This window comes from Pseudomonas sp. 31 R 17 (assembly GCF_900004915.1).
GTDB lineage: Bacteria > Pseudomonadota > Gammaproteobacteria > Pseudomonadales > Pseudomonadaceae > Aquipseudomonas > Aquipseudomonas orientalis_A.
In genome coordinates, this window is the sequence record NZ_CVTN01000085.1 from 16,529 (window position 1) to 40,830 (window position 24,302).

A 24,302-nucleotide genomic window follows, 5' to 3' on the forward strand; every position below is an offset into this window, starting at 1 on the left:
CGAGTGGTGGGGCAAGAGCGTTTTGCTTACTTTTGCGCTTTTCAAAAGTGAGCCGCTGTAAAAGCGGAACCATTAGCAGCCGTTACCGCAGAAATGGATATGTACCCAGTCCAATCCAACATCCTGGTCGGCCCAGAGGCCGCCATCGGGGGCAAGCCCCCTCCCACACAAGCCCCTGATAATCAGTGCTTGCTCTGGTCATCCGGCATGGCCAGCAGTTGCTTTTCCTGGTTCCAGTCGAACGGTTCGTCGTTCAGCTCGGCTTCATAGCGACGTTCTTCAAGGGCCTGGTACAGGTCCAGTTCTTCGTCGGGCATGAAATGCAGGCAATCACCGCCAAAGAACCACAGCAGATCGCGCGGCACCAGGTGGGCGATCTGCGGGTAGCGCAGGATGACCTGGCTCATCAGGTCCTGGCCCAGGTACTGGCTTTCGATAGGATCGACGGGCAACAGGGCGCGCAGTTCGTCGAAACGTTCCAGAAACAGCGAATGGCTTTCCTCGGGTACCTGTTCGGCTTCGCCGACGGCAACCAGGATGCTACGCAGGTGGTCGAGCAAGGCGAGATGATCGGCAACGACGTTGGACACGAGATAAGTCCTCTAAAGCAAAAACGGGCGCGAGAGTATATGCCTCTCGCGCCCGTTTTTATATGACCGCCGGTATCAGCGGACTTTACCCTCAGCCTGCATCAGCTCGTCCTTGCTGAAATCATCCACATCGATCACCTTGCGACGCGCCGCTTCGGCGTCGCGCAGGGTTTGCGCTTCGGCCGGTTGCAGCACGCCGACGTGCAGCGCGGCGTCGATGGCGGACTCACCGGCAGTCGGTTTGACCTGCCCGCTCTTGAGCGCGGTGTGCAGTTTTTTCTGCAGGGGATGGCTGGCGCCGAGCAGGTCATAGGCATGTTGCAGCGCGCCCACCGGATCTTCCGCCGATTGTGGGCGATAGCAGCCCGCCAGCAACTCTTCCAGGGTCGGGTCGCCCTTGGCGCGGCCGATCACTGCAGCAACCTCGGCATCCAACGCATCGGATGGCCCGGTATGACGACGCCCGAACGGGAACACGATCACCCGCAACAGGCAGCCCAGGATTTTATTCGGGAAGTTGCTCAGCAGTTCATCCAACGCACGCTCGGATTGGCCAAGGCTTTCCTCCATGGCCCAGGCGAACAGCGGTTCCAGGTGGTCCGGCGAATCCAGGTCGTGGTAGCGCTTGAGCGCCGCCGAGGCCAGGTACATGTGGCTCAGCACATCACCCAGGCGCGCCGACAGGCGTTCGCGGCGTTTCAACTCGCCGCCCAGCAGCATCATGCTCAGGTCCGCGAGCAGGGCGAACGCGGCGGCCTGGCGGTTCAGCGCGCGGAAATAACCCTGGCTCAGACGGTTGCCCGGGGCCTTTTCGAAGTGACCGATGCCCAGGTTCAACACCAATGTACTGGCGGCGTTGCTCACGGCGAAACCGATGTGTTGCATCAGCAGGCCATCGAACTCCTTCAACGCCTGGTCATGGTCTTCACGACCGGCCAGGGCCATTTCCTTGAGTACGAACGGATGGCAACGAATCGCACCCTGGCCGAAGATCATCAAGTTGCGCGAGAGGATATTCGCGCCTTCCACGGTGATGAAGATCGGCGCGCCTTGCCAGCTGCGGCCCAGGTAGTTGTTCGGGCCCATGATGATGCCCTTGCCGCCATGCACGTCCATGGCGTGGCTGATGCACTCGCGGCCGCGTTCGGTGAGGTGGTACTTGAGGATCGCCGACAGCACCGAGGGTTTTTCGCCCAGGTCCACGGCATTGGCGGTGAGCATGCGGGCGCTGTCCATCAGCCAGGCGTTGCCGCCGATGCGTGCCAGGGCTTCCTGGATACCTTCGAAGGCTGACAGCGGCACGTTGAACTGTTCACGGACCTGCGCGTATTGGCCGGTCACCAGGCTGGTGAACTTGGCGGCGCCGGTGCCCACTGCAGGCAGGGAGATTGAACGGCCCACGGACAGGCAGTTCATCAGCATCATCCAGCCCTTGCCGAGCATCTCCTGGCCACCGATGAGGAATTCCAGAGGAATGAAGACGTCCTTGCCCGAATTGGGGCCGTTCATGAACGCGGCGCCCAGGGGCAGGTGACGGCGGCCGATTTCCACACCCGGGGTGTCGGTAGGGATCAGCGCGAGACTGATGCCCAGGTCTTCCTCGTCGCCCAGCAGATGATCCGGGTCATGGGCCTTGAATGCCAGGCCGAGCAAGGTCGCGACCGGGCCGAGGGTGATGTAGCGCTTTTCCCAGTTCAAGCGCAGGCCGAGGGTTTCCTTGCCTTCCCACTCACCTTTGCAGATGACGCCGGTGTCGGGCATGGCGCCCGCATCGGAGCCGGCCAGCGGGCCGGTCAGGGCGAAACACGGAATATCGTCGCCACGCGCCAGGCGCGGCAGGTAGTGGTCGCGTTGCTCGTCGGTGCCGTAGTGCAACAGCAACTCGGCGGGGCCCAGGGAATTGGGCACCATCACGGTGGACGCCAGATCACCGCTGCGGGTGGCCAGTTTCATCGCGACTTGCGAGTGGGCATAGGCAGAGAAGCCTTTACCGCCGTATTCCTTGGGGATGATTAGGGCGAAGAAACCATGAGTCTTGATGTGCTCCCAGGCCGCAGGGGGCAGGTCCATGACCTGGCCGATTTCCCAGTCGCTGACCATGGCGCAGAGCTCTTCGGTGGGGCCGTCGATGAACGCCTGTTCTTCTTCAGTCAATTGCACCTTGGGGTAGGCCAGCAATTTGTCCCAATCAGGACGCCCGCTGAACAGTTCGCCGTCCCACCACACGGTGCCCGCGTCGATCGCATCGCGCTCGGTCTCGGACATGGGCGGCAGGACTTTCTGGAACCAACTGAACAGCGGCTTGGTGAAGTATTGGCGGCGCAGGTCGGGCAGCAACAGCGGCAGGGCCACGACGGCGATCAGCACCCAGAAAATCAGCAGCAGCCAACCCGGGGCATGGCTCCAGGCGCCCATCGCCAACAGGTAGACGGCGACCACACCCAGGGCAGGCAGGGGCGCAGTGCGCCGGTGTGCCAGGTAGGCAATGCCGACCACCAGAACCAGTATCCACAACAACAGCATATTCAATCCTCCGTGAAACCAGGGCGAAACCACCAGGGAGCTTAGACGGCGTCCGGCCAAGCGGGGTGATCAGGGTGTTACAAGTTTGTACTGGGGACAGCCATCAGTGCGCTATATAGAGATGAGTACCGTTTCATCGCCAGCCTCTTCTTCAGTGACCGCCCGCTGGTGGTGGAGTTCGCCCCGAAACGTCGCGGAACCCATGGGGATTTATATGACCGGTCAGTCTTTGCCGTGCAATCGGTGAGACTGCGCGTTGCGCTGACTCAATGCCGGGCGCCATGCAGGATGATTCAAGGCGCGCCTGAACCGGCGTATGCTGCGGCGTCATCAAGCCATGTTCAACAACGATAAGGCGCGGTCATGCTGAAAATCTGGGGTCGTAAAAATTCATCAAACGTCAGGAAAGCACTGTGGTGCGCCGAGGAGCTCGGCCTGGACTATGAGGCAATTGATGCGGGTGGGGCGTTTGGTGTGGTCGACACCCCGCAATACCGGGCCTTGAACCCCAACGGCCGGGTGCCGATGATTGAAGATGGCGACTTTGTGTTGTGGGAATCCAATACCATCGTGCGCTACTTGTGCGCCAAGCATGCGTCGGAATTTTACCCCAGTGACCTGCAAATCCGGGCCGGCGCCGAGAAGTGGATGGACTGGACCACCTCGACGCTCGCCGATCCATTCAAGGCAGTGTTCTGGGGCATCCTGCGTACCGCCCCCGAAAAGCGCAACTGGGACAGTATCAACGCCGGGCGCCAAGCCTGCATCGAAGCGCTCGACACTGTCGAGCAGGCCCTGGCTGCGCAACCCTACCTTTCCGGCCAGGCGTTCGGCATGGGCGACATCCCACTGGGCTGTTTCATCTACGCCTGGTTCGAAATGCCCATCGAACGCCCGGCAATGCCCAACCTGGAGGCCTGGTATGAGCGCCTGAAACAGCGTCCGGCCTACCGCAAAGCGGTGATGACCGCGTTGACCTGATACACACTATTAATACAGGTGACTGTACTTGTGCAGCGCGGGCACGCACCATGCTCGCACCTCATCGCAGGTTGAACTACCTGCGGTGTGCCCTCATCTATTGTTTCTATTCTTTTCTTTGGTGCGTAATCAGATATGAGTTCCGCTCTGTCCATCCGGCAGCTAACCAAAACCTACGGCAACGGTTTCCAGGCCCTGAGTGGTATCGATCTGGACGTTGCCGAAGGTGACTTCTTCGCCTTGCTCGGCCCCAACGGTGCCGGCAAATCCACCACCATCGGTATCCTCTCGACCCTGGTCAACAAGACCAGCGGCACGGTGAATATCTTTGGCCATGACCTGGACAAATCCCCTGCGGCGCTCAAGCGCTCGATCGGCGTGGTGCCCCAGGAATTCAATTTCAACCAGTTTGAGAAGACCTTCGACATCGTCGTGACGCAGGCCGGCTACTACGGCATCCCGATGAAAGTCGCCAAGGAGCGCGCCGAACAGTACCTGACCCAATTGGGCCTGTGGGACAAGCGTGACGTGCCTTCGCGCTCGTTGTCCGGTGGCATGAAGCGCCGCCTGATGATCGCCCGCGCACTGGTGCATGAACCGCGCCTGCTGATCCTCGACGAACCCACTGCGGGTGTGGACATCGAGTTGCGTCGTTCGATGTGGACCTTTCTCACCGAGCTGAACGAGAAGGGCATCACCATCATCCTCACCACGCACTATCTCGAGGAAGCTGAACAGCTGTGCCGCAATATCGGCATCATCGACCACGGCACCATTGTCGAGAACACCAGCATGCGTAACCTGCTGGGCCAGCTGCATGTGGAAACCTTCCTGCTCGACCTGAAGAACAATCTGTCGGCGCCGCCGCAACTGTTGGGCTACCCAAGCCGTCTGGTGGACAGCCACACGCTTGAAGTCCAGGTGGACAAAGCCAAGGGCATCACTGCGCTGTTCAGCCAATTGGCGACCCAGAACATCGAAGTGTTGAGCCTGCGTAACAAAACCAATCGCCTTGAGGAGTTGTTCGTGTCCCTGGTGGAGAAAAATCTGGCGAAGGTGGCGGTATGAGTTCCGAACTGCAACCCAACCTCGTCGCGCTGCAGACCATCGTCTACCGCGAGGTGAAGCGCTTTACCCGAATCTGGCCGCAGACCCTGCTGCCACCGGCGATCACCATGGTCCTGTACTTTGTGATCTTCGGTAACTTGATCGGTCGGCAGATCGGTGACATGGGTGGCTTCACCTACATGGAGTACATCGTGCCGGGCCTGATCATGATGTCGGTGATCACCAACTCCTACGGCAACGTGGTGTCGAGTTTCTTTGGCAGCAAATTCCAGCGCTCCATCGAAGAACTGATGGTTTCACCGGTGTCGCCGCACACGATCCTGATCGGCTATACCTTGGGCGGCGTGCTGCGCGGCTTGATGGTGGGCGTGATCGTGACCTTGTTGTCGTTGTTCTTTACCCACCTGCAAGTGCATCACCTGGGAGTCACCATTCTGGTGGTGGTACTGACGGCGACGATCTTCTCGCTGCTCGGCTTCATCAACGCGGTATTTGCGCGCAACTTCGATGATATTTCGATCATCCCGACGTTCGTGCTCACGCCGCTGACCTACCTGGGCGGGGTGTTCTACTCCATCACGTTGCTGCCGCCGTTCTGGCAGACCGTGTCCCTGGCCAACCCGGTGCTGCACATGGTCAACGCCTTCCGCTACGGCATCCTGGGAGTGTCGGATATCAAGATCAGCGTGGCGATCACCTTCATGATCGTTGCCACCATCGTCTTGTACGTCGGATGCGCGCGGTTGCTGGTGAGCGGGCGTGGGATGCGTACCTAATACCGGTTAAAACGCGGGTAAAAATGTGGGAGGGGGCTTGCCCCCGATAGCGGTGTGTCAGCCAGCTTATCTGCAGCTGACACACTGCCATCGGGGGCAAGCCCCCTCCCACATTTGCTTTGTGCAAGGCTTTAGTTTGTCAGTGCAAGGTCGATCAGGGCATGCAGCTCTTCGACGCTCAGGGGCTCTGTCGAGAACAGAATTCGGAATACCGTGGGTGCCGCGAGCAGGTTGATCAGGTGGTCCACGCTGGGGGCTGCATGCTCCGGGTAACGATCGACAATGACCTGCAACTGCCCGCTCAAGATGCTCACGCAATACCCCGGCGTCAGGCTGCATTGCACGTCGCGCATCATGTTGCGCCCGGGCTCCGAACTCATTTCGTCCAGGTATTGCTCAGCCCAGGCCAGCAGGTCGCCGCGCAGGCTGCCGGTAGTGGCCGGCTCGGTGTCCGGGCGCATGCGTGCCAGGGCTACATCGGCCAGCACGGCGGAAAGGTCGCCCCAGCGGCGGTATATGGTCGAGGGGGTGACGCCCGCGCGTGTCGCAATCATCGGTACGGTGATGGTGGCGCGTTCATGGGTCTGCAGCAGTTCGCGGACGGCCGAATGCACCGATTCTTGTACCCGGGCACTACGGCCCCCCGGGCGAAGGCCTTCTTTGATCGCCATGGATAAAACCTTAACACAAAGAATTTGCTTTAAGCGTCGACGGGTAGCACACTTCACAAAAGCAAAATATTAGCTTTAGCGGAGCGTGTCTATGTCCAGCAAGCCTACGTCCAGCAAGCCTATGCCCAGCAACCTGTCTCAACGGTCCAGCCTGACATTCCTGGTCATCACCGTATTGACCTTTCTCGCCGCATCCAGCGCGCCGACGCCCTTGTATCAGGTGTATCAGGACAACCTGCATTTCTCCGCAGCTATGCTGACGCTGATCTTTGCCGTGTATGCCGTGAGCCTGCTGGCGGCGCTGCTGACGGTGGGCTCGCTGTCGGATTATGTCGGGCGCAAGCCGGTGATTTTCGTCGCGTTGATCCTGAATATCGTGGCGATGCTGCTGTTTATCAACGCCGACAGCACCGCGTACTTGATTGCCGCGCGGGCACTGCAAGGTTTCGCCACCGGGACAGCCACGGCAGTCCTGGGTGCGACGTTGCTTGACACCGACCGCCTGCGCGGGCCGATGCTCAACAGTCTCGCGCCGATGCTGGGGATGGCCAGTGGCGGCCTGGGCAGCGGTTTGCTGGTGGAATACGCACCGTGGCCGACCCAACTGATCTACTTCGCCCTGCTCGGATTGATGGTGCTTCAGGCGTTGTATGTCTGGCGCTTGCCGGAAACCGTCAGCCGCATTCCGGGGGCCTTGAAGTCCCTGGCGCCGACTCTGCATGTACCTAAGCAGGCACGCCGTGCCCTGGCCTTGGCCATGCCGCTGAATGTGGCGGTATGGGCGCTGGGAGGGTTCTTTTCATCCCTGGCGCCCTCGTTGGTGCGGGCGGCGACGGGGTCGACGTCGCACCTGATCGGCGGTGGCCTGGTGGCGGTGATCACCCTCAGTGGCGCGGTGATGATCTACAGCCTGCGCGAGCACCCTGCGGACAAGGTCATGCGGCTGTCGGCGGTACTGCTGGCGACCGGCGTGGCCCTGTTGCTGGTGGCTGTGCAAAGTGCCAGCCTGTGGCTGTTCTTTGCGGCCAGTGTGGTTGCCGGCCTGGGTTTCGGCGGCGGGTTCATGGGCAGTGTGCGCAGCATCGTAGGGTTGGCGCTGCCTCACGAGCGAGCGGGGTTGATGTCGGCGTTCTATGTATTGAGTTACCTGGCGTTCTGCCTGCCGGCGCTGTTGGCCGGTAACCTGAGTCGCGAATTCGGTCTGATTGCGACCACGGATGCGTACGGCGCGCTCCTTATTCTGCTCGCCGTGGGTGCCTTGGCCGGACTGTCATGGCAGCGCACGCCAGTGCCGAACATCTGTAAAACAGATAACTGTTAGAGATATTACCCGTTATATAGATATTCGATACGCTTCTATGATGGCTGCAACCTCATGCGAGGAAGAGGATTGCCATCATGACCTGCTCGACAAGCATCAGCTATAAACCCTTCAGCCACCTGACCCGTCCTCGGGAAGTGATTCGCCAGTTCACCCCGAACTGGTTTGCCGCGACCATGGGGACCGGCGTGCTGGCGCTGGCCCTGGCGCAACTGCCGGGAAATCTGCCCGGTTTGCGCGCGGTCGCCGAAGGCCTGTGGATGTTCACCATCGGCCTGTTCGTCCTGTTCAGCGTGCTGTATGGCGCACGTTGGCTGATGTTTTTCCACGAGGCGCGCCGGATTTTCGGGCATTCCACGGTCTCGATGTTTTTCGGCACCATCCCCATGGGCCTGGCCACCATTCTCAATGGCTTGCTGCTGTTCGGACTGCCGCGCTGGGGCGACGCTGTGATTCCCCTGGCCGAAGCCCTGTGGTGGCTGGACGTAGCCATGGCGTTGGCTTGCGGCGTGTTGATTCCGTTCATGATGTTCACCCGCCAGGAGCACAGCATCGACCAGATGACCGCAGTGTGGCTGCTGCCGGTGGTGGCCGCCGAGGTCGCCGCCGCCAGCGGTGGTCTGCTGGCGCCGCACCTGGCCGATGCCCATGGGCAACTGGTGATGCTGGTGACCAGTTACGTACTCTGGGCGTTCTCGCTGCCGGTCGCCTTCAGCATCCTGACCATCCTGATGCTGCGCATGGCCTTGCATAAACTGCCCCACGCCAATATGGCGGCATCGAGCTGGCTGGCGCTGGGTCCTATCGGCACCGGTGCCCTGGGCATGTTGCTGCTGGGCGGCGATGCGCCGGCGATCTTTGCCGCCAATGGCCTGCCGGGAGTTGGCGAAATGGCCAACGGGCTCGGCCTGGTGGCCGGCATCACCCTGTGGGGCTTCGGTTTTTGGTGGATGTTGATGGCGGTGTTGATCACCCTGCGTTACCTGCGCGCCGGTATTCCGTTCAACCTGGGCTGGTGGGGCTTTACCTTTCCGCTGGGGGTTTACGCGCTGGCCACGCTCAAGCTTGCCAGCCTGTTGCACCTGGGGTTCTTCAGCGTATTGGGCGGTGTGCTGGTGGTGGCTCTGGCGCTGCTGTGGCTGATCGTGGCCACACGCACGGTGCAGGGCGCCTACAAAGGCGAGCTTTTTGTTTCGCCATGCATTGCGGGGCTAGCGAATAAGTAAGCGGGATTAGGTAAAGTCGTGGCCTGACTAATAACAGGCCACGCAGGAACACGGACGATGAGCCACCCCTCACAATTCACCTTGCTGCGCACACGGCGTTTCCTGCCGTTTTTCATCACCCAGCTTTTGGGCGCTTTCAACGACAACATCTTCAAGCAATCGCTGATTCTGGCGATTCTCTACAAGCTCAGCATCGAAGGCGACCGTTCCATCTGGGTCAACCTGTGCGCCTTGCTGTTCATCCTGCCGTTCTTCCTGTTCTCGGCGCTGGCCGGGCAGTTTGGCGAGAAATTCAACAAGGACGCGTTGATCCGCGCGATCAAGCTCGGTGAAATCGTGATCATGGCCGTGGGCGCCACCGGTTTTCTCTTCAACCATCTGGAATTGATGCTGTTGGCACTGTTCGCCATGGGCACCCACTCGGCGCTGTTCGGCCCGGTGAAATATTCGATCATGCCCCAGGCCCTGCACGACGATGAGTTGGTCGGCGGCAACGGCCTGGTGGAAATGGGCACGTTCCTGGCGATTCTTGCCGGCACCATCGGCGCGGGCATCATGATGTCGTCCACCCACTACGCGCCGGTAGTGGCCGTGGCGATTGTCGGCGTGGCGGTGCTGGGGTACCTGGCCAGCCGCAGCATTCCACGGGCGGCGGCCTCCACGCCGCAATTGCGCCTGGACTGGAATATCTTCACCCAATCCTGGGCCACGTTGCGCATGGGCCTGGGGCAGACCCCGGCGGTATCGCGCTCCATCGTCGGCAATTCATGGTTCTGGTTCGTCGGCGCGATCTACCTGACGCAGATTCCGGCCTACGCCAAGGAATGGCTGTATGGCGATGAAACCGTCGTGACCCTGATCCTCACCGTGTTCTCGGTGGGGATCGCCCTGGGCTCGATGCTCTGCGAAAAACTCTCGGGACGTAAAGTGGAGATCGGCCTGGTGCCGTTCGGCTCGTTCGGCCTGACGGTGTTTGGCCTGCTGCTGTGGTGGCATTCCGGCGGCTTCCCCCAGAATATCCAGGCCAACGACTGGCTGGCGGTGCTCGGCTACGGGCAGGCCTGGTGGGTGTTGTTCGATATCCTCGGCCTGGGCGTGTTCGGCGGCTTTTACATTGTGCCGCTGTATGCGTTGATTCAGTCGCGCACCGCCGAAAACGAGCGTGCGCGCGTGATCGCGGCCAACAACATTCTCAATGCACTGTTCATGGTGGTGTCGGCCATCGTCTCGATCCTGCTGCTGAGCGTGGCCAAGCTGTCGATCCCCGAGTTGTTCCTGGTGGTGTCGCTGCTCAACATCGCGGTCAATACCTACATCTTCAAGATCGTGCCCGAGTTCACCATGCGCTTCATGATCTGGCTGCTCAGCCATTCCATGTACCGCGTCGAGCACCGCAATCTGGAGCGGATTCCGGATGAAGGCGCGGCCTTGCTCGTTTGCAACCATGTGTCGTTTGTCGATGCGCTGCTGATTGGTGGCGCAGTGCGTCGGCCGATTCGTTTTGTCATGTACTACAAAATCTACCGCTTGCCGGTGCTCAACTTTATCTTCCGCACCGCCGGGGCGATTCCGATTGCCGGGCGTCACGAAGATATCCAGATCTACGAAAAGGCCTTCGCGCGGATTGCCGAGTACCTGAGGGAAGGCGAGCTGGTGTGCATCTTCCCGGAAGGCAAGTTGACCGGCGATGGCCAGATGAATGAGTTTCGCGGTGGCGTGACGCGCATTCTGGAAGAAACGCCGGTGCCGGTGATTCCGCTGGCGTTGCAGGGGCTGTGGGGCAGTTTTTTCAGTCGCGATCCGAACAAGGGGTTCTTTCATCGGATCTGGTCGCGGGTGGTGCTGGTGGCGGGGGAGCCTGTGCGGGTAGAGGAGGCGACACCTGCGCAGTTGCAGGCTGTGGTCGGTGTTCTGCGGGGGAGTGTCAGGTAGTTCTGTGCTGGGGGGACTGGCCTCATCGGGGGCAAGCCCCCTCCCACATTTTGAATGCGTTCACAAAGCAAAAGGTGGGAGGGGGCTTGCCCCCGATGGCGGTAGCGGCCTAAGCGCTGATCTTGAGCCCAATCAGCCCGCAAATGATCAACGCCACGCTGGCCAACCGAAACAACGCCATGGACTCCCCAAACAGAATAATCCCGGCGATCACCGTGCCCACCGCACCCACGCCGGTCCATACGGCGTAGGCCGTGCCCAGCGGCAGTTCCTTCACCGCCAGCCCCAGCAGGCCAAGGCTGATGGCCATGGCGGCGACAGTGAGTACGGTGGGTAGCGGCTTGCTGAAGCCATCGGTGTACTTCAGGCCGACGGCCCAACCGACTTCAAACAATCCGGCGAAAAACAGAATGATCCAGGACATGATGACCTCGCTTCTTCAGGCGGGGTCGTCCCCGGATTCAACGCGCATTGGCGTCGCGGGGTCGTCCCCGCGAGGTGCCAAGAGTGCCGAATATGGGACGGTCGATCAAGTGTGCGGGGTATTCTCCAGCGCGCGGCGATCTTCCTTCTCGCTCATGCGTCGAAAGTAAGTCGAGAGCAACGCCCCGGAAATATTGTGCCAGACGCTGAACAGCGCACTGGGCACCGCCGCCAGTGGCGAGAAGTGCGCACTGGCCAACGCGGCGCCGAGCCCGGAGTTCTGCATGCCCACTTCCAGCGCCAACGACTTGCGTTGCGCCAATGGCAACTTGAACAGGCGCCCGGTGAAGTAGCCGAGCAGGTAGCCGAAGCTGTTGTGCAGCATCACCACGGCCATGATCAACAGGCCCGACTCGGCAATCTTCGCCTGACTGGCGGCAACTACGGCGGCGACGATGATCACGATGCTGACCACCGAGACCAGTGGCAGCACATCGACCGCATGACGAACCCGATCACCCAGCAAGCGTTGCGCGAGTACGCCGAGCACGATTGGCAGCAGCACCACTTGCAGGATCGACCAGAACAGCTCCATGAACGACACCGGCAGCCAGGCCGAGGCCAGCAGCCAGATCAGCGCCGGGGTGAGCAGCGGGGCGAGGAGGGTGGTGACGGCGGCGATCGCCACCGACAGTGCCAGGTCGCCACGGGCCAGCCAGGTCATTACGTTGGATGAGGTACCGCTTGGGCAGCAGCCCACCAGGATCACACCTACGGCAATTTCCGGCGGCAGGTGAAAGACCTGGCACAACAACCACGCCACGCCGGGCATGATCACAAAATGCGCGACCACGCCCAGGGCGACGCGCCACGGATGGCGGGCGACCTCGGCGAAGTCTTCGAGTTTCAAGGTCAGGCCCATGCCGAACATCACCAGGCCCAGCAGTGGGACGATGGCGCTTTTCAGGCCGAGGAACCAGCTGGGTTGGAGAAATGCGACGACGGCAAAGATCAACACCCAGTAGGCGAAGGTATTGCCGACGAAGCGGCTCAAGGCGGCGAGTGCGCGCATGGAAGGTGTCCTTTCTTGTTCGATTTTTGAATTGGCAATGCAATCAAATGTGGGAGGGGGCTTGCCCCCGATGGCGGTGTATCAGCTAATGGATTTTTGCCTGATACACCGCCATCGGGAGCAAGCCCCCTCCCACATTTTGACTTTCACATGGCTCAGATGCCTTGTGGGGTCTCTTCACCGCCGAGTGCTTCGATCAACGCCGGCAGGAATTCGCCGAAGGTCAGCATCATCAGGGTAAAGCTGGCGTCCAGTTGGCCCAGGGCTTCGTCACCGCCGTCCTGTTCGGCCTGGTCCTGCAGCAAGTCTTCGAACTTCAGGCGCTTGACGGTCATCTTGTCGTCGAGCATGAAGGACAGCTTGTCCTGCCAGGCCAGGGACAGTTGGGTCACGACTTTGCCGGTGGTCAGGTGCAGCTGGATTTCTTCGCCGGTCAGGTCCTGGCGCTTGCAGCGCACGATCCCGCCGTCTTCGTGGGTGTCGCGCAGTTCGCATTCGTCGAGCACGAAGAAGTCGGCCGCCGGTTTCTGGGTGGTGACCCAATCGGTCATGATCGCCGTCGGTGCGGTTTTTACGGTCAGTGGGCGCACCGGCAGGGTGCCGATCACTTCGCGCAGGGTGGAGAGCAAGTCTTCCGCGCGTTTCGGGCTGGCCGAGTTCACCAGGATCAGACCCTGTTTCGGCGCGACGGCGGCGAAGGTCGACGAGCGACGAATAAAGGCGCGTGGCAGGAAGGCCTGGATGATTTCATCCTTGATCTGGTCGCGTTCCTTTTTATAGACCTTGCGCATTTGCTCGGCCTCGATCTCCTCGACCTTCTCTTTAACCGCGTCGCGTACCACGCTGCCCGGCAGGATGCGTTCTTCCTTGCGCGCGGCGATCAGCAGGAAATCCCCGCTGACGTGGACCAGGGGAGCGTCTTCACCTTTACCAAAGGGTGCAACGAAACCGTAAGTGGTCAGTTCCTGGCTTGCACACGGGCGCGCCAGTTTGGTGGCCATGGCCGCTTCCAACGCCTCGGCATCAACAGGCAGATCTTGGGTCAGGCGATAGATAAGCAGGTTCTTGAACCACATGGGGTGAGTCTCTCCTCTATACAAAGGGGGGCATTATTCTCTTGATCACGCCGCAGGCCAACCCTGCGTAAGCCATTGGAAGGGCTGAAAAAAAAGATTTAAGAAAGTGCTTGCCAGACCTGGGAGCGCTCCGTAGAATGCGCGCCACACCGAAACGAAGGGTGATTAGCTCAGCTGGGAGAGCATCTGCCTTACAAGCAGAGGGTCGGCGGTTCGATCCCGTCATCACCCACCATTCGCTTCATGTGTTACGCGCAGCGGTAGTTCAGTCGGTTAGAATACCGGCCTGTCACGCCGGGGGTCGCGGGTTCGAGTCCCGTCCGCTGCGCCATATTCGGTAACCTGGAATGCTGAACGCCAGGTCACCACGGAAAGCCCGCTCATTGAGCGGGCTTTTTATTGCCCGCAATATGGCAAAAAATCGTGCGGTAAATTTTTTTTAAATAAAGTGCATTTAAATCAAGATATTACGGTTTTTTGGTGTATGATGCGCCCACACCGAAACGAAGGGTGATTAGCTCAGCTGGGAGAGCATCTGCCTTACAAGCAGAGGGTCGGCGGTTCGATCCCGTCATCACCCACCATTCGCTTCACGTGTTACGCGCAGCGGTAGTTCAGTCGGTTAGAATACCGGCCTGTCACGCCGGGGGTCGCGGGTTCGAGTCCCGTCCGCTGCGCCATATTCGACAACCTGGAACACTGAACGCCAGGTCGCCACAAGAAGCCCGCTCATTGAGCGGGCTTTTTTTCGTCTGCACCATTGTGCTGCAATTGCATCTCCAGCCACGGTTTCCAGTCAGACAATCAAGTTGCGCCGCCAGAGCAGCAGCGAATGCTGCTCTGGCGTGACGCAGCTCAACCGATTTGACTCGCCGACTCCACCGCCGTTTCAGGCTTCCTGCTACGTGTCAGCTGATAAGCAATGGCCAGCCATATGAACCATCCGGGCATGACCATCAAGGCAACGCGGGTGTCAGGTCTCAATGCCAGCAGGCATAGAACGAAACCCATGAACGCCAGTGAGAGCACTGCCATTGGGACGCCGCCCGGCATCTTGTAGGCAGATTTAGCGTGAAGCTCAGGGCGCTTTTTGCGATAGGCAATGTAGGACGCGAGGATGGTCGACCAGGTGAATATCACCAGAATCGCTGACACCGTGGAAACGATGGTGAATGCGGTCATGACCTCCGGAACGATGAACAGCACAAGTACACCCACCAGCATCAATAATGTAGTGAAGGCCAGGCTCAGCAGAGGCACGCTATTGCCCGATAGCCGCCGAAAAATACCCGGAGCATTGTCTTGATTGGCCAGCCCGAACAGCATACGGCTGGATGAGAACACGCCACTGTTGGCCGAGGAAGCGGCGGATGTCAGAACCACGAAGTTAACGATGCCGGCTGCTGCGGGGAAGCCTGCGACGAGGAACAGTTCGACAAAAGGACTTTTCACAGGTGAAACCTGCTGCCAGGACGTCACGGCAATAATGCAGCCCAATGCCAACACATAGAACAGGATGATTCGCAGCGGAATCGAGTTGATTGCCTTGGGTAGGGTCTTCTCCGGAGATCGGGTTTCTGCCGCTGCGGTGCCGATCAGTTCGGTGCCGGCAAAGGAGAATATCGCCATCTGGAAACCGGCGAAAAACCCCAGCAAGCCATTCGGGAACGCAGCCTGCTTATCCACCAGGTGGCCCAGGGACGCGGTAACGCCACTGGGGGATACGAACGAGCTGGCAATCATCACGAGGCTGACGCCAATAAGCGTTACGACGGCGATGATCTTGATGATCGCGAACCAGAATTCGACCTCACCGAAAAGCCTGACCGTCAGCACGTTCAAGGCAAACAGGGTCGCCAGCATCCCGATAGCCGGTATCCAGGCAGGCAGATGGGGAAACCAGTACTGGAAAAAGCCGCCCACGACAACGGCATCGCCGATCACTGCAACGCTCCAGCTCAGCCAATACGACCAACCGAGAAAAAATGCGGCGCGAGGCCCCAGGTAGGCGCCGGCGAAATCCGCAAAGGTCTTGAAATTCAAATTCGATAGCAGCATTTCGCCCATGGCGCGCATGACGAAATAAACGAACAGGCCGATGATCATGTAGATGAGGATGATCGAGGTGCCAGAGAGGGCGATGATCTTTCCGGAGCCCATGAACAAACCCGTGCCAATGGCTCCGCCCATGGCCATTAACTGGATGTGACGATTGCTGAGCGTGCGCTGCAGCGCAGGCTGCTCAGCCCGCTCTGATGAATTCGATTTCATTTCAAAACCTCTTGATCTTATGTTTTTGAGTTTTGGCAGAAAAATGGGTATCCAGCGCCACTGTCAGGATGCAATGGCGGGTGACGGTGTTGTTTTATTTGGGCAGTGACGGCCCGCTGCAGATGCCTTGGGGCGTCACTCGCAGATCAACTGGCCGTGCGCAGAGGGGCGGCTTTGGTGGGTTGCTGATCAAGCATCTGGAACAGGTTTTTTATATTTTCAGGCGTGGGTACCAGGTGGATGTGCCGGCCGACTTGATGTTCGTGCGCCATCACCTGCAGGTAGCGAAGCGATGAGAAATCCTCGAGGGCAAAGCCCACTGAATCGAATACCGTCACCTGTTCATTGTTCTCGCGGCCCTGGACGTCGCCTTGCGCAATCTGGAAAAACTCGATGACGGGTGAGTCGGCCTCCAGTTGCTGAATATCACCTTCAATCCGCGTTTGAGGTTCAAACTCCACGATGACCCGAGCGTTGCGCAGGATGTCGGCGTGCAGTTCGGTCTTGCCCGGGCAGTCGCCGCCGACGGCATTGATATGCATGCCGGGCTCAATCATCTCGGGCGTCAGGATCGTCGCGTAGGCCTTGTCGGCGGTAACGGTGGTGACAATGTGCGCGCCCTTGACCGCCTCCCGTATGGAGTCGGCGTGAATCACTTTGATCGTCGGGAAAGCCGCCAGGTTGCGCAGCAGCTTGAGTGAGGCGTCGCGATCAATATCGAAGATGCGAATTTCATTGATGCCCAGCATTTCATGGAAGGCAAGCGCCTGAAACTCGCTCTGAGCACCATTGCCAATGAGCGCCATTGAGGTTGCGCCTGGACGGGCAAGCGTGCGCGCGACCAATGCCGAGGTTGCCGCGGTGCGCACTGCAGTGGTCAGTGTCAGCTCGCTGAGCAGGGTTGGATAGCCACTGTGGACATCGGCCAGCAGACCGAATGCCATCACCGTCAGCAGGTTCTGCTGACCATTGTCCGGGTGGCCATTCACGTACTTGAAGGAGTACTGCTTGCCATCGTCGGTAGGCATCAGCTCGATCACACCATTTGCGGAGTGATTGGCCGTGCGCGGCGACTTGTCAAACTGCGCCCAGCGTAAATAGTCTGCTTCGATGTAGGTGGCCATCTCACGGATTGCCCGGCGGATACCAATCTTGGCGAACAGGCGCGCGGCATCATCGACATCCAGGAAGAGCGTCATTTTTTATTCTCCAATCTATCCAGTTAGGCGTTGTAGAGTCAGGGGGGATCAGGCGCGTTTGCTCTCGAAGCCATGCAGTACGTTCACCGCATTGATGCCGATTTCATCGACCATGTAGCCGCCTTCCATCACAAAGAGGGTGGGGCAACCCACACTCGCTATCAGCTCGCCGATCCCGATGAAGTCCTCGCTTTCCAAAAGGAAGTGACTGATCGGGTCGTCCTTGAAAGTGTCGACGCCCAGTGAAATCACCAGTACTTCTGGCGCGAACTGCTGAAGTTTTCCGCAGGCATGAAGCAGGGCGTCGCGGTAGCGTTCCCACGCGGTGTTTTTCGGCAATGGATAGTTGAGGTTGAACCCTTCGCCGTGGCCGGCGCCGATTTCATCGCTGAACCCCGAATAGTAGGGATAGGACACGGCCGGTTCGCCATGCAGCGAGATGAACATCACGTCATTGCGCGGGTAAAAAATGTTCTGGGTACCGTTGCCGTGATGAAAATCGACGTCGAGTACCGCGACACGTTTGGCGCCCTGAGTGATTGCCTGCTGTGCAGCAATGGCCGCATTGTTGAGATAGCAGTAGCCCCCCATATATTCACGCGCCGCGTGATGGCCCGGCGGACGACACAGGGCAAAGGCGCTGTCGTGGCCTTCGTCGATAAGTGCCAGCCCCGTCAGGGCGATATCGGCACTGGTCTTGACGGCTTGCCAGGTCGTGGCGGTGATTGGCGAGCCGGCATCCATTGCGAAGAAACCGAGTTTGCCGTCAATGAACGTCGGCACTTGATCGTTGGCCAAGTCACGTACAGGCCATACCAGTGGCAGGGCGTCATGGGTGCGTCCTGTGGCGCACCACTGCGACCAGGCACTTTCCAGGAAGCTCACGTAGCGTTCGCTGTGGGCGTTGACGTAACACGAGCGGTCAAACACGCGCGGTTCGACTATCCGGCCAAGGCCTGTTTGCTTGACACGGTTGTAAACGGTGTCGGCCCGACTGGGCTGCTCAAACGACGGCTTGAGCACGCCATCCTTCAACTCGGTGCCATGGTGCAGACGGTGGGAATCACTGAAAACTGTAAACATTCTGCGCATCCGTTAATGTGAGCCAGTGAAAATATTCTGTTCTGGTCGGGACGCGATTTCTTTGCTTTGTCTTCGTGCTTAAGGATATTTATCGGGCGATTTAACTCAGGAACAGCGTAATGAAGAAAAATATATCCAGGCGCATCAGCCTCGACGAGACCGATCTGGCCATTCTTGAGTTGTTGCAGGAGGACGCGAGCATTTCCAATGCCGAACTCAGTGAGCGGCTTTCATTGAGCCTCACGCCTTGCTGGCGACGGCGCAAGAGAATGGAAGAGGCGGGCGTGATCAAGGGTTATCAGGCAACGCTGGATCGAAGAATGCTCGGGCTGGATATCATGGCATTCGTGCACATCCGCTTTTCCACCCATGCCGATCATGCGCCGGACGCCTTCGAGGCAGTGATTGCGCAATTGCCGCAAGTATTGGCCTGCCACAAAATCACCGGAGACGCCGATTACGTGCTTCAAGTGTTGGCAGAGGATCTCGACAGCTATAGCGACTTTATCGAGCAAGTGCTGAGGCGCCAGGTCGGTATTGCGTCTATTCAGTCGAGTCTGGCGTTGCGTGAAATCAAGACCGGTAGTCGCATTGCCATACCCAAATTGAGCAAGGGTTAATCGGGATGGGCACCGCACTACGCTCGGTGTGCAGTAGAGCAATCGGGGAAATTGAAGGCAAAGGCAGCGTTCGGTTCGCGTCACATTGCAGCGGGAGGGACGTCATGCAGCATCTGGATCACTTGTCCCTGCACTTGTTCATTCCGGTCTGTGATGAGGGCACGATTGCACGTGCCGGCGAGCGGGCATTCATTAGCCGATCGCCTGGGTCACCAGCGCAAATTCGGTGACCCCGGCGCTTGATCGGGGCGGTATCCCCCGCACCATGCGTGGCGCGTTCTCCGTGCACGGCAGCCCGAGGTTCTCCAGCCAGTCGGCCAACCCGCATGCGCTGGGAATATCGAAGCGCACGAACGCGCCCGGGATCAACCGAAGAAGGTGAGTGATCAAGTGTCGAGCCTGCTCCGGGTGGTGCGCAACGACGGGGCCAATGAGGTGGCCGCGACCAAATTCGCGGACCATGGCGCACCCCTGCAGGTGCCCCTCTACCTCGATGCCCACCACATGCTCGGCCGTCGGCAGCAGGTCGTTGAGTACGCCGGTGCGGTCCAGTCCGCTGCCGGCGTTGGCCAGTTCGATCACCTTCGGGTAGTCGACTCGGCTCAATACGCGACATTGCCCGTGGCGGCTCCCGGGCAGGGGCTCCGGCGTCTGCGGCACGCCCTGATGTTTCTGAATACGTGCAAATTCAACGAATCCCATGCTGGCGTACAGCGGTGCGCCTGACTCGGTGGCATTGAGGATCGGCGTGCGTGGGCCCACGGCGTCCAGGCACAGCTTCATCAAGCGCCGCCCGATGCCCTTGCTCCGGTGCTGATGACTGACGATCACCAGGCCGATGGACGAATAGGTCCCCTGATGACAGGCGAATGCGATGCCTGCCAAGACACCGTCCTGTTCGGCGACGAAGCCTTCGGAGATGCGCTGCACCATCGCCCAGTCTTCCTCGCGATGAGGCCATTCAAGGTGCACCGAGAGTGCATGGGCGGCGGGCAGGTCGGCGGCGGTTGCCGGGCGATACAGGTAAGCGGGACTCACATCGGTTTCCTCTGCTGGCATGCAGGCACTGCGCCTACGGCGCGTTGCGGCTGTGGCGGTAATCGCTGACCGCTTCGTACACCGCCTTGCGCAGGCGGTTGATGCCGCCGATGGGGCGGTGTTCTGCCACGCCGAACCAGGGGTTGAATGACTGGTTGTCGCAGGCGAGATTCAGCGCGGGCGTGTCGAAGTCCTGCGCCGGGACCCGCACCCTGGCCACGGTTTCAAAAGGTGCGTCGCTTTCCTTCCATTCGATGCTGGTGTCTTCGATGGGCATGAATGTCTGTGGGTTCTGTCGCTGGATCTGCAACACGAAGCAAGCCGGTACGCGGTCTGTGGACAGTTGTTGATTGAGCGCGCTGCGCAGGAAGTTCGGCAGGTCCTGGTTCTGTTTGGGCAATGTGTATTCAGGACAGCTTTGCGGGTCGGGGGCGACGCGGAACTTGGCGTTGGCCGCACCGAACTTATAGGGCGAAACCGAGAAGTAGGTGGTCTGCGTCGGGCTGGCCGGGGCAGGGGCGAGGGTGGCCAGGGCGATGAACAGGTGGCGTATCTGCCAGGTGCGCGGGTCGGCCTTGGGGAAGAACGCCAGCACTTTCTTGCCATCCGCCTGGGCCCCGATGTTCTGCGCATATTCGGCCACGTCGCTGACAAAAAAGTTCGGGTGGCTGAACATCACGAAGTCCTGCTCGGTGCGCGTTTGCTGATCGGCCATCAGCTGTTTGCCGGGTACGTCGAGCAGCTTGATGGCCATGCCGCGGGCATCGCGGATGCTGTCGAATTGCGGGTAGGCATTGCCGTTGGACAGCCGCATCATCGCCTGCCAGGTTTTACCCGGCGTTGCGAACACGCCCTGGCGCAGCGCCGGATCGAGGTCGGCCAGCACGCTGACTTCGGCCTTCACACAACCATGGGCCTTGGCGTGGGCATCGCGCAGGTAGCGCGTGCCCTCGCGGTGCTGGTCGACGATGCGCACGGCGGTCTGGATGATGCCCTGGGTCATGGCGGCTTCACCGGGCGGAATCTGTTCGTCCGGTGACACCGGGCCGCTGTGTTGCCAGGCGTACCACGCGCTGGCGCCGAGCCAACCGAGCAGGCCCAGACCCACCAGCCACAACAGGGTTTTGCCGAGAAACCCGCNNGAGGCGGGCGAGCAGGGAGGGGCGGTCATAGGGGGATCGAATCATCATGGCAGTTGTTGCTCCAGCGGGCTGCCCAGCACTTTGAGGTATTCCAGCAGCGCCCAGCGTTCCTGTGGCAGCAAGCCACGGCCGATGACGCCGTTGCCACGCTGGCCGGCACGGAATTCGTGGCCGCTGTTGTGGTTGCCGGTGATTTTGGTATCGAACACAAAGGCATTCTTGAACGCGTCGGTCTCAAAGCCGAGATGGCGCGGATCATAGTTGAAGGTGCCTTTATAGAAGGTGGTGCTGCGCTCGTCCTGGGGCGAGAGCAACTGGTAGATCGTCGGCACCGAACCGTTATGCAGGAACGGCGGCGTTGCCCAGACGCCAGCCAGCGGCCGCGCTTTGTACGCGCGTAACTCGCGCACGCCGATGGGCAGGCCGTACCCGTCCAGGCGCGGGCGCTCGGCCGGGGTCACGCCGGCGGCACGGTAGGCGTGGTCCTCGACGAACGCGGTGACGTAGGCCAGGCCCTTGGCCACGGACATCTTTTTCAGGTCCAGTGGCTCGGTGGGCGTGGGGTGCAGTTGGACGTTGAGCCCGGCCAGCTCCGCCGGGTCCCATTGCAGCGCACTGAGGTCGTAGCGCTGGTCGGCGATGTTGTTGGCGGTGCCGGGGTCGGTGCCGATGTAGTCCACCGGCAGCATCTTCAGTTGCTGCACCGGCCGGCCGCCTTCTTGCGTGACGGTGGGCACGTGACAGCCGGCGCAGTTCTCGGCGAACAATGCGCGGCCCTGGGCGGCAAGGGGCTTGTCGATGGCACCGAACAGGTCTTCGGGCCAGGTGGGTGGCTTGAGGCGTTGCAAGGTCTCTTCGATCAAGTTCAGGTCGCGCACGCGTACGCTGGAAGGGTAGCGCGCATCGCCTTGCAGGGGCTGGCCGGCGCTGTCGAAGAAGTCCAGGGTCGCGCCGACGCCGAGGGCTTCACCGATGTTGCGGGCCATGGGCTGTTGGGCCGAACCGTTCCATTGCACCCAGTCGAAGGTCCATATATCCCACAATTGCGGGTAGTCCACCGGCGCGTTGGCGATGCGATAGTTTTGCGGGGAAATGGCATCGCCAAAGCTGGCATTGGCGATGCGGCCGAAGGCGTCGGTGCGGCCCGGTCCTTCTTCGGTGGGGTAGAGGCCACGGTGGGTATCGTTCCAGGCAACCTTGAGGAAGCGGTTCAGCGACTGCTTGAAGTCCTGGCGCAGTTGGCTGTGTTCGGCGTCGTAGCGCTCCCCCAGGACCTGGCGGGCGAAGCGCTCGAATTTCCACGGGTTGTAATAAGTCGCCGCAAGGCTGGCGACCAGCGCCTGGCCGAAGCTGCCGCCGCGCAGGGTCGGCACGCTCGACGGCAGTACATGCTGGGCGGAGCCGCCATCGATACGCAGGGCCTGGCCTTTGAAGTGCAGCTCGCCGGTGTGGCAGGCGGCGCAGGTGATATCCAGGTATTCAACGTTGCTGCCCGCATTTTTATGCCGGGCGAAACCCACCGGCAGGTTGCCGGGGTTTTGCGCGCTGGGCGCCTGCCGGGGGTCCACCAGGAAGCCGAAACGGGCCAGGTACTCCGGCGAGGCAAAACGGCGCTCGGAAAAGGGCAGCTCCAGCGCGGTGAACCAGTCGTAGTGCAGGCCTTTGACCTGAGTGCCCTGGGGCGTGAAGTAATAGGTCTGGCGGTCGGCGGCACTCCATTGGTCCTGATAGTGCACCTGCTCCACGGGCACGTAGTCCGGCAGCCTGGGGTTGATCGTGTAATAGAGCACCACGGCCAGAATCAGGCCCAGTGCCAGGAGGATCAGGAGTAAGACACGGGTGAAAATGCGCAAGTTAACTATCCTTGTCGGTTGTTCGCGTTGTTATGCCACTACGCCAAGGGGGCGGCAAGTGGCCATGAGTCTGGAATGACAGGTCCCACGATCCGTCGCGGACCTGCATCATGAATGAAATTGCTTTTAAACACGTGAACTTATCAGACGTTTCCTGCTCACATGCCGGTAGCCATTGGTCGTGGCCGCCTGATAAGCTCGCGACTTTATTCGAATGCCCTTTTGGCGCATGAACAAGGAAATAGCATGAAACAGCATCGGTTGGCGGCGGCGGTGGCCCTGGTTAGCCTGGTACTTGCGGGTTGTGATTCGCAGACCAGCGTAGAGCTGAAAACCCCGGCGCAGAAAGCTTCCTACGGCATCGGCCTGAACATGGGCAAGAGCCTTGCTCAAGAAGGCATGGATGACCTGGACTCCAAAGCGGTAGCCCAAGGCATTGAAGACGCTGTCGGCAAGAAAGAACAGAAGCTCAAGGATGACGAACTGGTTGAAGCGTTTGCCGCACTGCAAAAGCGCGCTGAAGAACGCATGACCAAAATGAGCGAAGAGTCGGCAGCGGCCGGCAAGAAATTCCTCGAAGACAACGCCAAGAAAGACGGCGTGGTCACCACTGCTTCCGGTCTGCAGTACAAGATCGTGAAGAAAGCCGACGGCGCCCAGCCCAAGCCTACCGACGTAGTGACTGTTCACTACACCGGCAAGCTCACCAACGGCACTACCTTTGACAGCTCCGTGGACCGTGGCAGCCCGATTGACCTGCCGGTCAGCGGCGTGATCCCGGGTTGGGTCGAAGGCCTGCAACTGATGCATGTTGGCGAGAAGGTCGAGTTGTACATTCCGTCCGACCTGGCTTACGGCGCCCAGAGCCCGAGCCCGGCGATTCCAGCCAATTCCGTGCTGGTATTTGACCTGGAGTTGCTGGGCATCAAGGACCCAGCCAAGGCTGAAGCGGCTGACGCACCTGCTGCACCTGCCGCCAAGAAGTAATCGGCGCTGCAACCAACGACAACGCCCCGTTTCGACGGGGCGTTGTTGTTTTCGCCGACGGGTATCTGCCTGGCTCCCTGCGATCAAACTGTGGGAGAGGGCTTGCTCCCGATGGCGGCCTCGGGGCCGACCAGTGAGTCGATCCCGGTCCAAATGTGGGAGGGGGCTTGCCCCCGATGACGGCCTCAGGGCCGACCAGGATGTTGTGTCGATCCCGGTCCAAATGTGGGAGGGGGCTTGGGCCCGATGACGGCCTCAGGGCCGACCAGGATGTTGAGTCGATCCCGGTCCAAATGTGGGAGGGGGCTTGCCCCCGATGACGGCCTCAGGGCCGACCAGGATGTTGAGTCGATCCAGGTCCAAATGTGGGAGGGGGCTTGCCCCCGATGACGGCCTCAGGGCCGATCAGGATGTTGAGTCGATCCCGGTCCAAATGTGGGAGGGGGCTTG

At 60.2% G+C, this 24,302-nt stretch carries 20 protein-coding genes and 4 tRNA genes; 12 read left to right on the plus strand and 12 right to left on the minus strand.

Annotated elements, in window-relative coordinates; translation table 11 throughout:
* Positions 1-182: 182 nt before the first annotated feature.
* Positions 183-590: a PA2817 family protein gene (locus tag BFP89_RS25370; RefSeq protein WP_065888196.1), complete on the minus strand. Its 408-nt coding sequence runs from the start codon at positions 588-590 to the stop codon at positions 183-185.
* A 75-nt stretch (positions 591-665) separates the two neighbouring features.
* Positions 666-3,113: an acyl-CoA dehydrogenase gene (locus BFP89_RS25375; protein WP_065888197.1), complete on the minus strand. Its 2,448-nt coding sequence runs from the start codon at positions 3,111-3,113 to the stop codon at positions 666-668.
* 363 nt (positions 3,114-3,476) lie between these two features.
* Here BFP89_RS25375 and BFP89_RS25380 point away from each other — a divergent pair, with 363 nt between their 5' ends.
* The 3 genes from BFP89_RS25380 to BFP89_RS25390 all read left to right on the plus strand — a co-directional run bounded on the left by BFP89_RS25380 (position 3,477) and on the right by BFP89_RS25390 (position 5,938).
* Positions 3,477-4,094, plus strand: a complete 618-nt coding sequence (locus BFP89_RS25380) for a glutathione S-transferase family protein (RefSeq protein ID WP_065888198.1) — start codon at positions 3,477-3,479, stop codon at positions 4,092-4,094.
* 135 nt (positions 4,095-4,229) lie between these two features.
* On the plus strand, positions 4,230-5,162 hold the full coding sequence (locus BFP89_RS25385; RefSeq protein WP_065888199.1) for an ABC transporter ATP-binding protein: 933 nt from the start codon (positions 4,230-4,232) through the stop codon (positions 5,160-5,162).
* A complete protein-coding gene (locus BFP89_RS25390; protein WP_065888200.1) occupies positions 5,159-5,938 on the plus strand; it encodes an ABC transporter permease in 780 nt (259 codons plus the stop codon). Before BFP89_RS25385 ends, BFP89_RS25390 begins: the two co-directional genes overlap by 4 nt.
* Positions 5,939-6,069: 131 nt before the next feature.
* Here the strand turns inward: BFP89_RS25390 and BFP89_RS25395 are convergent, their stop codons facing one another.
* Positions 6,070-6,609, minus strand: coding sequence for a TetR/AcrR family transcriptional regulator (locus tag BFP89_RS25395; protein WP_065888201.1), 540 nt, complete (start codon positions 6,607-6,609; stop codon positions 6,070-6,072).
* A 121-nt stretch (positions 6,610-6,730) separates the two neighbouring features.
* Here BFP89_RS25395 and BFP89_RS25400 point away from each other — a divergent pair, with 121 nt between their 5' ends.
* The 3 genes from BFP89_RS25400 to BFP89_RS25410 all read left to right on the plus strand — a co-directional run bounded on the left by BFP89_RS25400 (position 6,731) and on the right by BFP89_RS25410 (position 11,088).
* Positions 6,731-7,930 (plus strand): MFS transporter, encoded by a 1,200-nt coding sequence (locus BFP89_RS25400; protein ID WP_065888244.1) that lies wholly within the window; start codon positions 6,731-6,733, stop codon positions 7,928-7,930.
* Positions 7,931-8,007: 77 nt separating this feature from the next.
* Entirely contained in the window at positions 8,008-9,156 is a 1,149-nt protein-coding gene (locus BFP89_RS25405; protein ID WP_065888202.1) for a TDT family transporter, read from the plus strand.
* Between the two features lie 57 nt (positions 9,157-9,213).
* The gene (locus BFP89_RS25410) at positions 9,214-11,088 is read left to right on the plus strand and encodes an MFS transporter (RefSeq protein ID WP_065888203.1); all 1,875 of its coding nucleotides are present in this window, start codon (positions 9,214-9,216) and stop codon (positions 11,086-11,088) included.
* Positions 11,089-11,197: 109 nt separating this feature from the next.
* Here the strand turns inward: BFP89_RS25410 and sugE are convergent, their stop codons facing one another.
* From sugE to rdgC, 3 genes are all read right to left on the minus strand, one after another.
* The gene (sugE, locus tag BFP89_RS25415; RefSeq protein ID WP_065888204.1) at positions 11,198-11,512 is read right to left on the minus strand and encodes a quaternary ammonium compound efflux SMR transporter SugE; all 315 of its coding nucleotides are present in this window, start codon (positions 11,510-11,512) and stop codon (positions 11,198-11,200) included.
* Positions 11,513-11,617: 105 nt separating this feature from the next.
* Positions 11,618-12,583, minus strand: coding sequence for a bile acid:sodium symporter family protein (locus BFP89_RS25420; protein ID WP_065888205.1), 966 nt, complete (start codon positions 12,581-12,583; stop codon positions 11,618-11,620).
* A 155-nt stretch (positions 12,584-12,738) separates the two neighbouring features.
* Positions 12,739-13,659, minus strand: a complete 921-nt coding sequence (gene rdgC, locus BFP89_RS25425) for a recombination-associated protein RdgC (protein WP_065888206.1) — start codon at positions 13,657-13,659, stop codon at positions 12,739-12,741.
* Positions 13,660-13,818: 159 nt separating this feature from the next.
* Here rdgC and BFP89_RS25430 point away from each other — a divergent pair.
* The 4 genes from BFP89_RS25430 to BFP89_RS25445 all read left to right on the plus strand — a co-directional run bounded on the left by BFP89_RS25430 (position 13,819) and on the right by BFP89_RS25445 (position 14,339).
* Positions 13,819-13,894, plus strand: a tRNA-Val gene (locus BFP89_RS25430).
* 19 nt (positions 13,895-13,913) lie between these two features.
* Positions 13,914-13,990, plus strand: a tRNA-Asp gene (locus BFP89_RS25435).
* Positions 13,991-14,167: 177 nt separating this feature from the next.
* Positions 14,168-14,243: transfer RNA gene (locus BFP89_RS25440), tRNA-Val, on the plus strand.
* 19 nt (positions 14,244-14,262) lie between these two features.
* Positions 14,263-14,339: transfer RNA gene (locus tag BFP89_RS25445), tRNA-Asp, on the plus strand.
* A gap of 175 nt (positions 14,340-14,514) precedes the next feature.
* Here BFP89_RS25445 and BFP89_RS25450 read toward each other — a convergent pair.
* The 3 genes from BFP89_RS25450 to BFP89_RS25460 all read right to left on the minus strand — a co-directional run bounded on the left by BFP89_RS25450 (position 14,515) and on the right by BFP89_RS25460 (position 18,212).
* Positions 14,515-15,930 (minus strand): amino acid permease, encoded by a 1,416-nt coding sequence (locus BFP89_RS25450; protein ID WP_065888207.1) that lies wholly within the window; start codon positions 15,928-15,930, stop codon positions 14,515-14,517.
* 146 nt (positions 15,931-16,076) lie between these two features.
* On the minus strand, positions 16,077-17,129 hold the full coding sequence (locus BFP89_RS25455; protein ID WP_065888208.1) for an ornithine cyclodeaminase: 1,053 nt from the start codon (positions 17,127-17,129) through the stop codon (positions 16,077-16,079).
* A 48-nt stretch (positions 17,130-17,177) separates the two neighbouring features.
* Positions 17,178-18,212 (minus strand): histone deacetylase family protein, encoded by a 1,035-nt coding sequence (locus tag BFP89_RS25460; protein WP_065888209.1) that lies wholly within the window; start codon positions 18,210-18,212, stop codon positions 17,178-17,180.
* Between the two features lie 119 nt (positions 18,213-18,331).
* Between BFP89_RS25460 and BFP89_RS25465 the strand changes: the two genes are divergently transcribed.
* Positions 18,332-18,832: an Lrp/AsnC family transcriptional regulator gene (locus tag BFP89_RS25465; protein ID WP_065888210.1), complete on the plus strand. Its 501-nt coding sequence runs from the start codon at positions 18,332-18,334 to the stop codon at positions 18,830-18,832.
* Between the two features lie 192 nt (positions 18,833-19,024).
* Here BFP89_RS25465 and BFP89_RS25470 read toward each other — a convergent pair whose 3' ends face one another.
* The 3 genes from BFP89_RS25470 to BFP89_RS25480 all read right to left on the minus strand — a co-directional run bounded on the left by BFP89_RS25470 (position 19,025) and on the right by BFP89_RS25480 (position 22,865).
* Entirely contained in the window at positions 19,025-19,891 is an 867-nt protein-coding gene (locus tag BFP89_RS25470) for a GNAT family N-acetyltransferase (RefSeq protein WP_065888211.1), read from the minus strand.
* Between the two features lie 13 nt (positions 19,892-19,904).
* The gene (locus BFP89_RS25475) at positions 19,905-21,041 is read right to left on the minus strand and encodes a catalase family protein (RefSeq protein WP_065888212.1); all 1,137 of its coding nucleotides are present in this window, start codon (positions 21,039-21,041) and stop codon (positions 19,905-19,907) included.
* A 15-nt stretch (positions 21,042-21,056) separates the two neighbouring features.
* Positions 21,057-22,865: a di-heme-cytochrome C peroxidase gene (locus BFP89_RS25480; protein ID WP_065888213.1), complete on the minus strand. Its 1,809-nt coding sequence runs from the start codon at positions 22,863-22,865 to the stop codon at positions 21,057-21,059.
* 246 nt (positions 22,866-23,111) lie between these two features.
* On the opposite strand from BFP89_RS25480, the gene BFP89_RS25485 reads away from it, so the two are divergent.
* Positions 23,112-23,852, plus strand: a complete 741-nt coding sequence (locus BFP89_RS25485; RefSeq protein ID WP_005786709.1) for an FKBP-type peptidyl-prolyl cis-trans isomerase — start codon at positions 23,112-23,114, stop codon at positions 23,850-23,852.
* The last annotated feature ends 450 nt before the right edge of the window (positions 23,853-24,302 follow it).

Excerpts from the sequence above, each read along its gene's own strand:
- BFP89_RS25375 (WP_065888197.1), bottom strand. The coding sequence starts at position 3,113 with ATGCTGTTGTTGTGGATACTGGTTCTGGTGGTCGGCATTGCCTACCTG.
- BFP89_RS25380 (WP_065888198.1), top strand. The coding sequence starts at position 3,477 with ATGCTGAAAATCTGGGGTCGTAAAAATTCATCAAACGTCAGGAAAGCA.
- BFP89_RS25385 (WP_065888199.1), top strand. The coding sequence starts at position 4,230 with ATGAGTTCCGCTCTGTCCATCCGGCAGCTAACCAAAACCTACGGCAAC.
- BFP89_RS25390 (WP_065888200.1), top strand. The coding sequence starts at position 5,159 with ATGAGTTCCGAACTGCAACCCAACCTCGTCGCGCTGCAGACCATCGTC.
- BFP89_RS25395 (WP_065888201.1), bottom strand. The coding sequence starts at position 6,609 with ATGGCGATCAAAGAAGGCCTTCGCCCGGGGGGCCGTAGTGCCCGGGTA.
- BFP89_RS25400 (WP_065888244.1), top strand. The coding sequence starts at position 6,731 with ATGCCCAGCAACCTGTCTCAACGGTCCAGCCTGACATTCCTGGTCATC.
- BFP89_RS25405 (WP_065888202.1), top strand. The coding sequence starts at position 8,008 with ATGACCTGCTCGACAAGCATCAGCTATAAACCCTTCAGCCACCTGACC.
- BFP89_RS25410 (WP_065888203.1), top strand. The coding sequence starts at position 9,214 with ATGAGCCACCCCTCACAATTCACCTTGCTGCGCACACGGCGTTTCCTG.
- sugE (WP_065888204.1), bottom strand. The coding sequence starts at position 11,512 with ATGTCCTGGATCATTCTGTTTTTCGCCGGATTGTTTGAAGTCGGTTGG.
- BFP89_RS25420 (WP_065888205.1), bottom strand. The coding sequence starts at position 12,583 with ATGCGCGCACTCGCCGCCTTGAGCCGCTTCGTCGGCAATACCTTCGCC.
- rdgC (WP_065888206.1), bottom strand. The coding sequence starts at position 13,659 with ATGTGGTTCAAGAACCTGCTTATCTATCGCCTGACCCAAGATCTGCCT.
- BFP89_RS25450 (WP_065888207.1), bottom strand. The coding sequence starts at position 15,930 with ATGAAATCGAATTCATCAGAGCGGGCTGAGCAGCCTGCGCTGCAGCGC.
- BFP89_RS25455 (WP_065888208.1), bottom strand. The coding sequence starts at position 17,129 with ATGACGCTCTTCCTGGATGTCGATGATGCCGCGCGCCTGTTCGCCAAG.
- BFP89_RS25460 (WP_065888209.1), bottom strand. The coding sequence starts at position 18,212 with ATGTTTACAGTTTTCAGTGATTCCCACCGTCTGCACCATGGCACCGAG.
- BFP89_RS25465 (WP_065888210.1), top strand. The coding sequence starts at position 18,332 with ATGAAGAAAAATATATCCAGGCGCATCAGCCTCGACGAGACCGATCTG.
- BFP89_RS25470 (WP_065888211.1), bottom strand. The coding sequence starts at position 19,891 with ATGCCAGCAGAGGAAACCGATGTGAGTCCCGCTTACCTGTATCGCCCG.
- BFP89_RS25485 (WP_005786709.1), top strand. The coding sequence starts at position 23,112 with ATGAAACAGCATCGGTTGGCGGCGGCGGTGGCCCTGGTTAGCCTGGTA.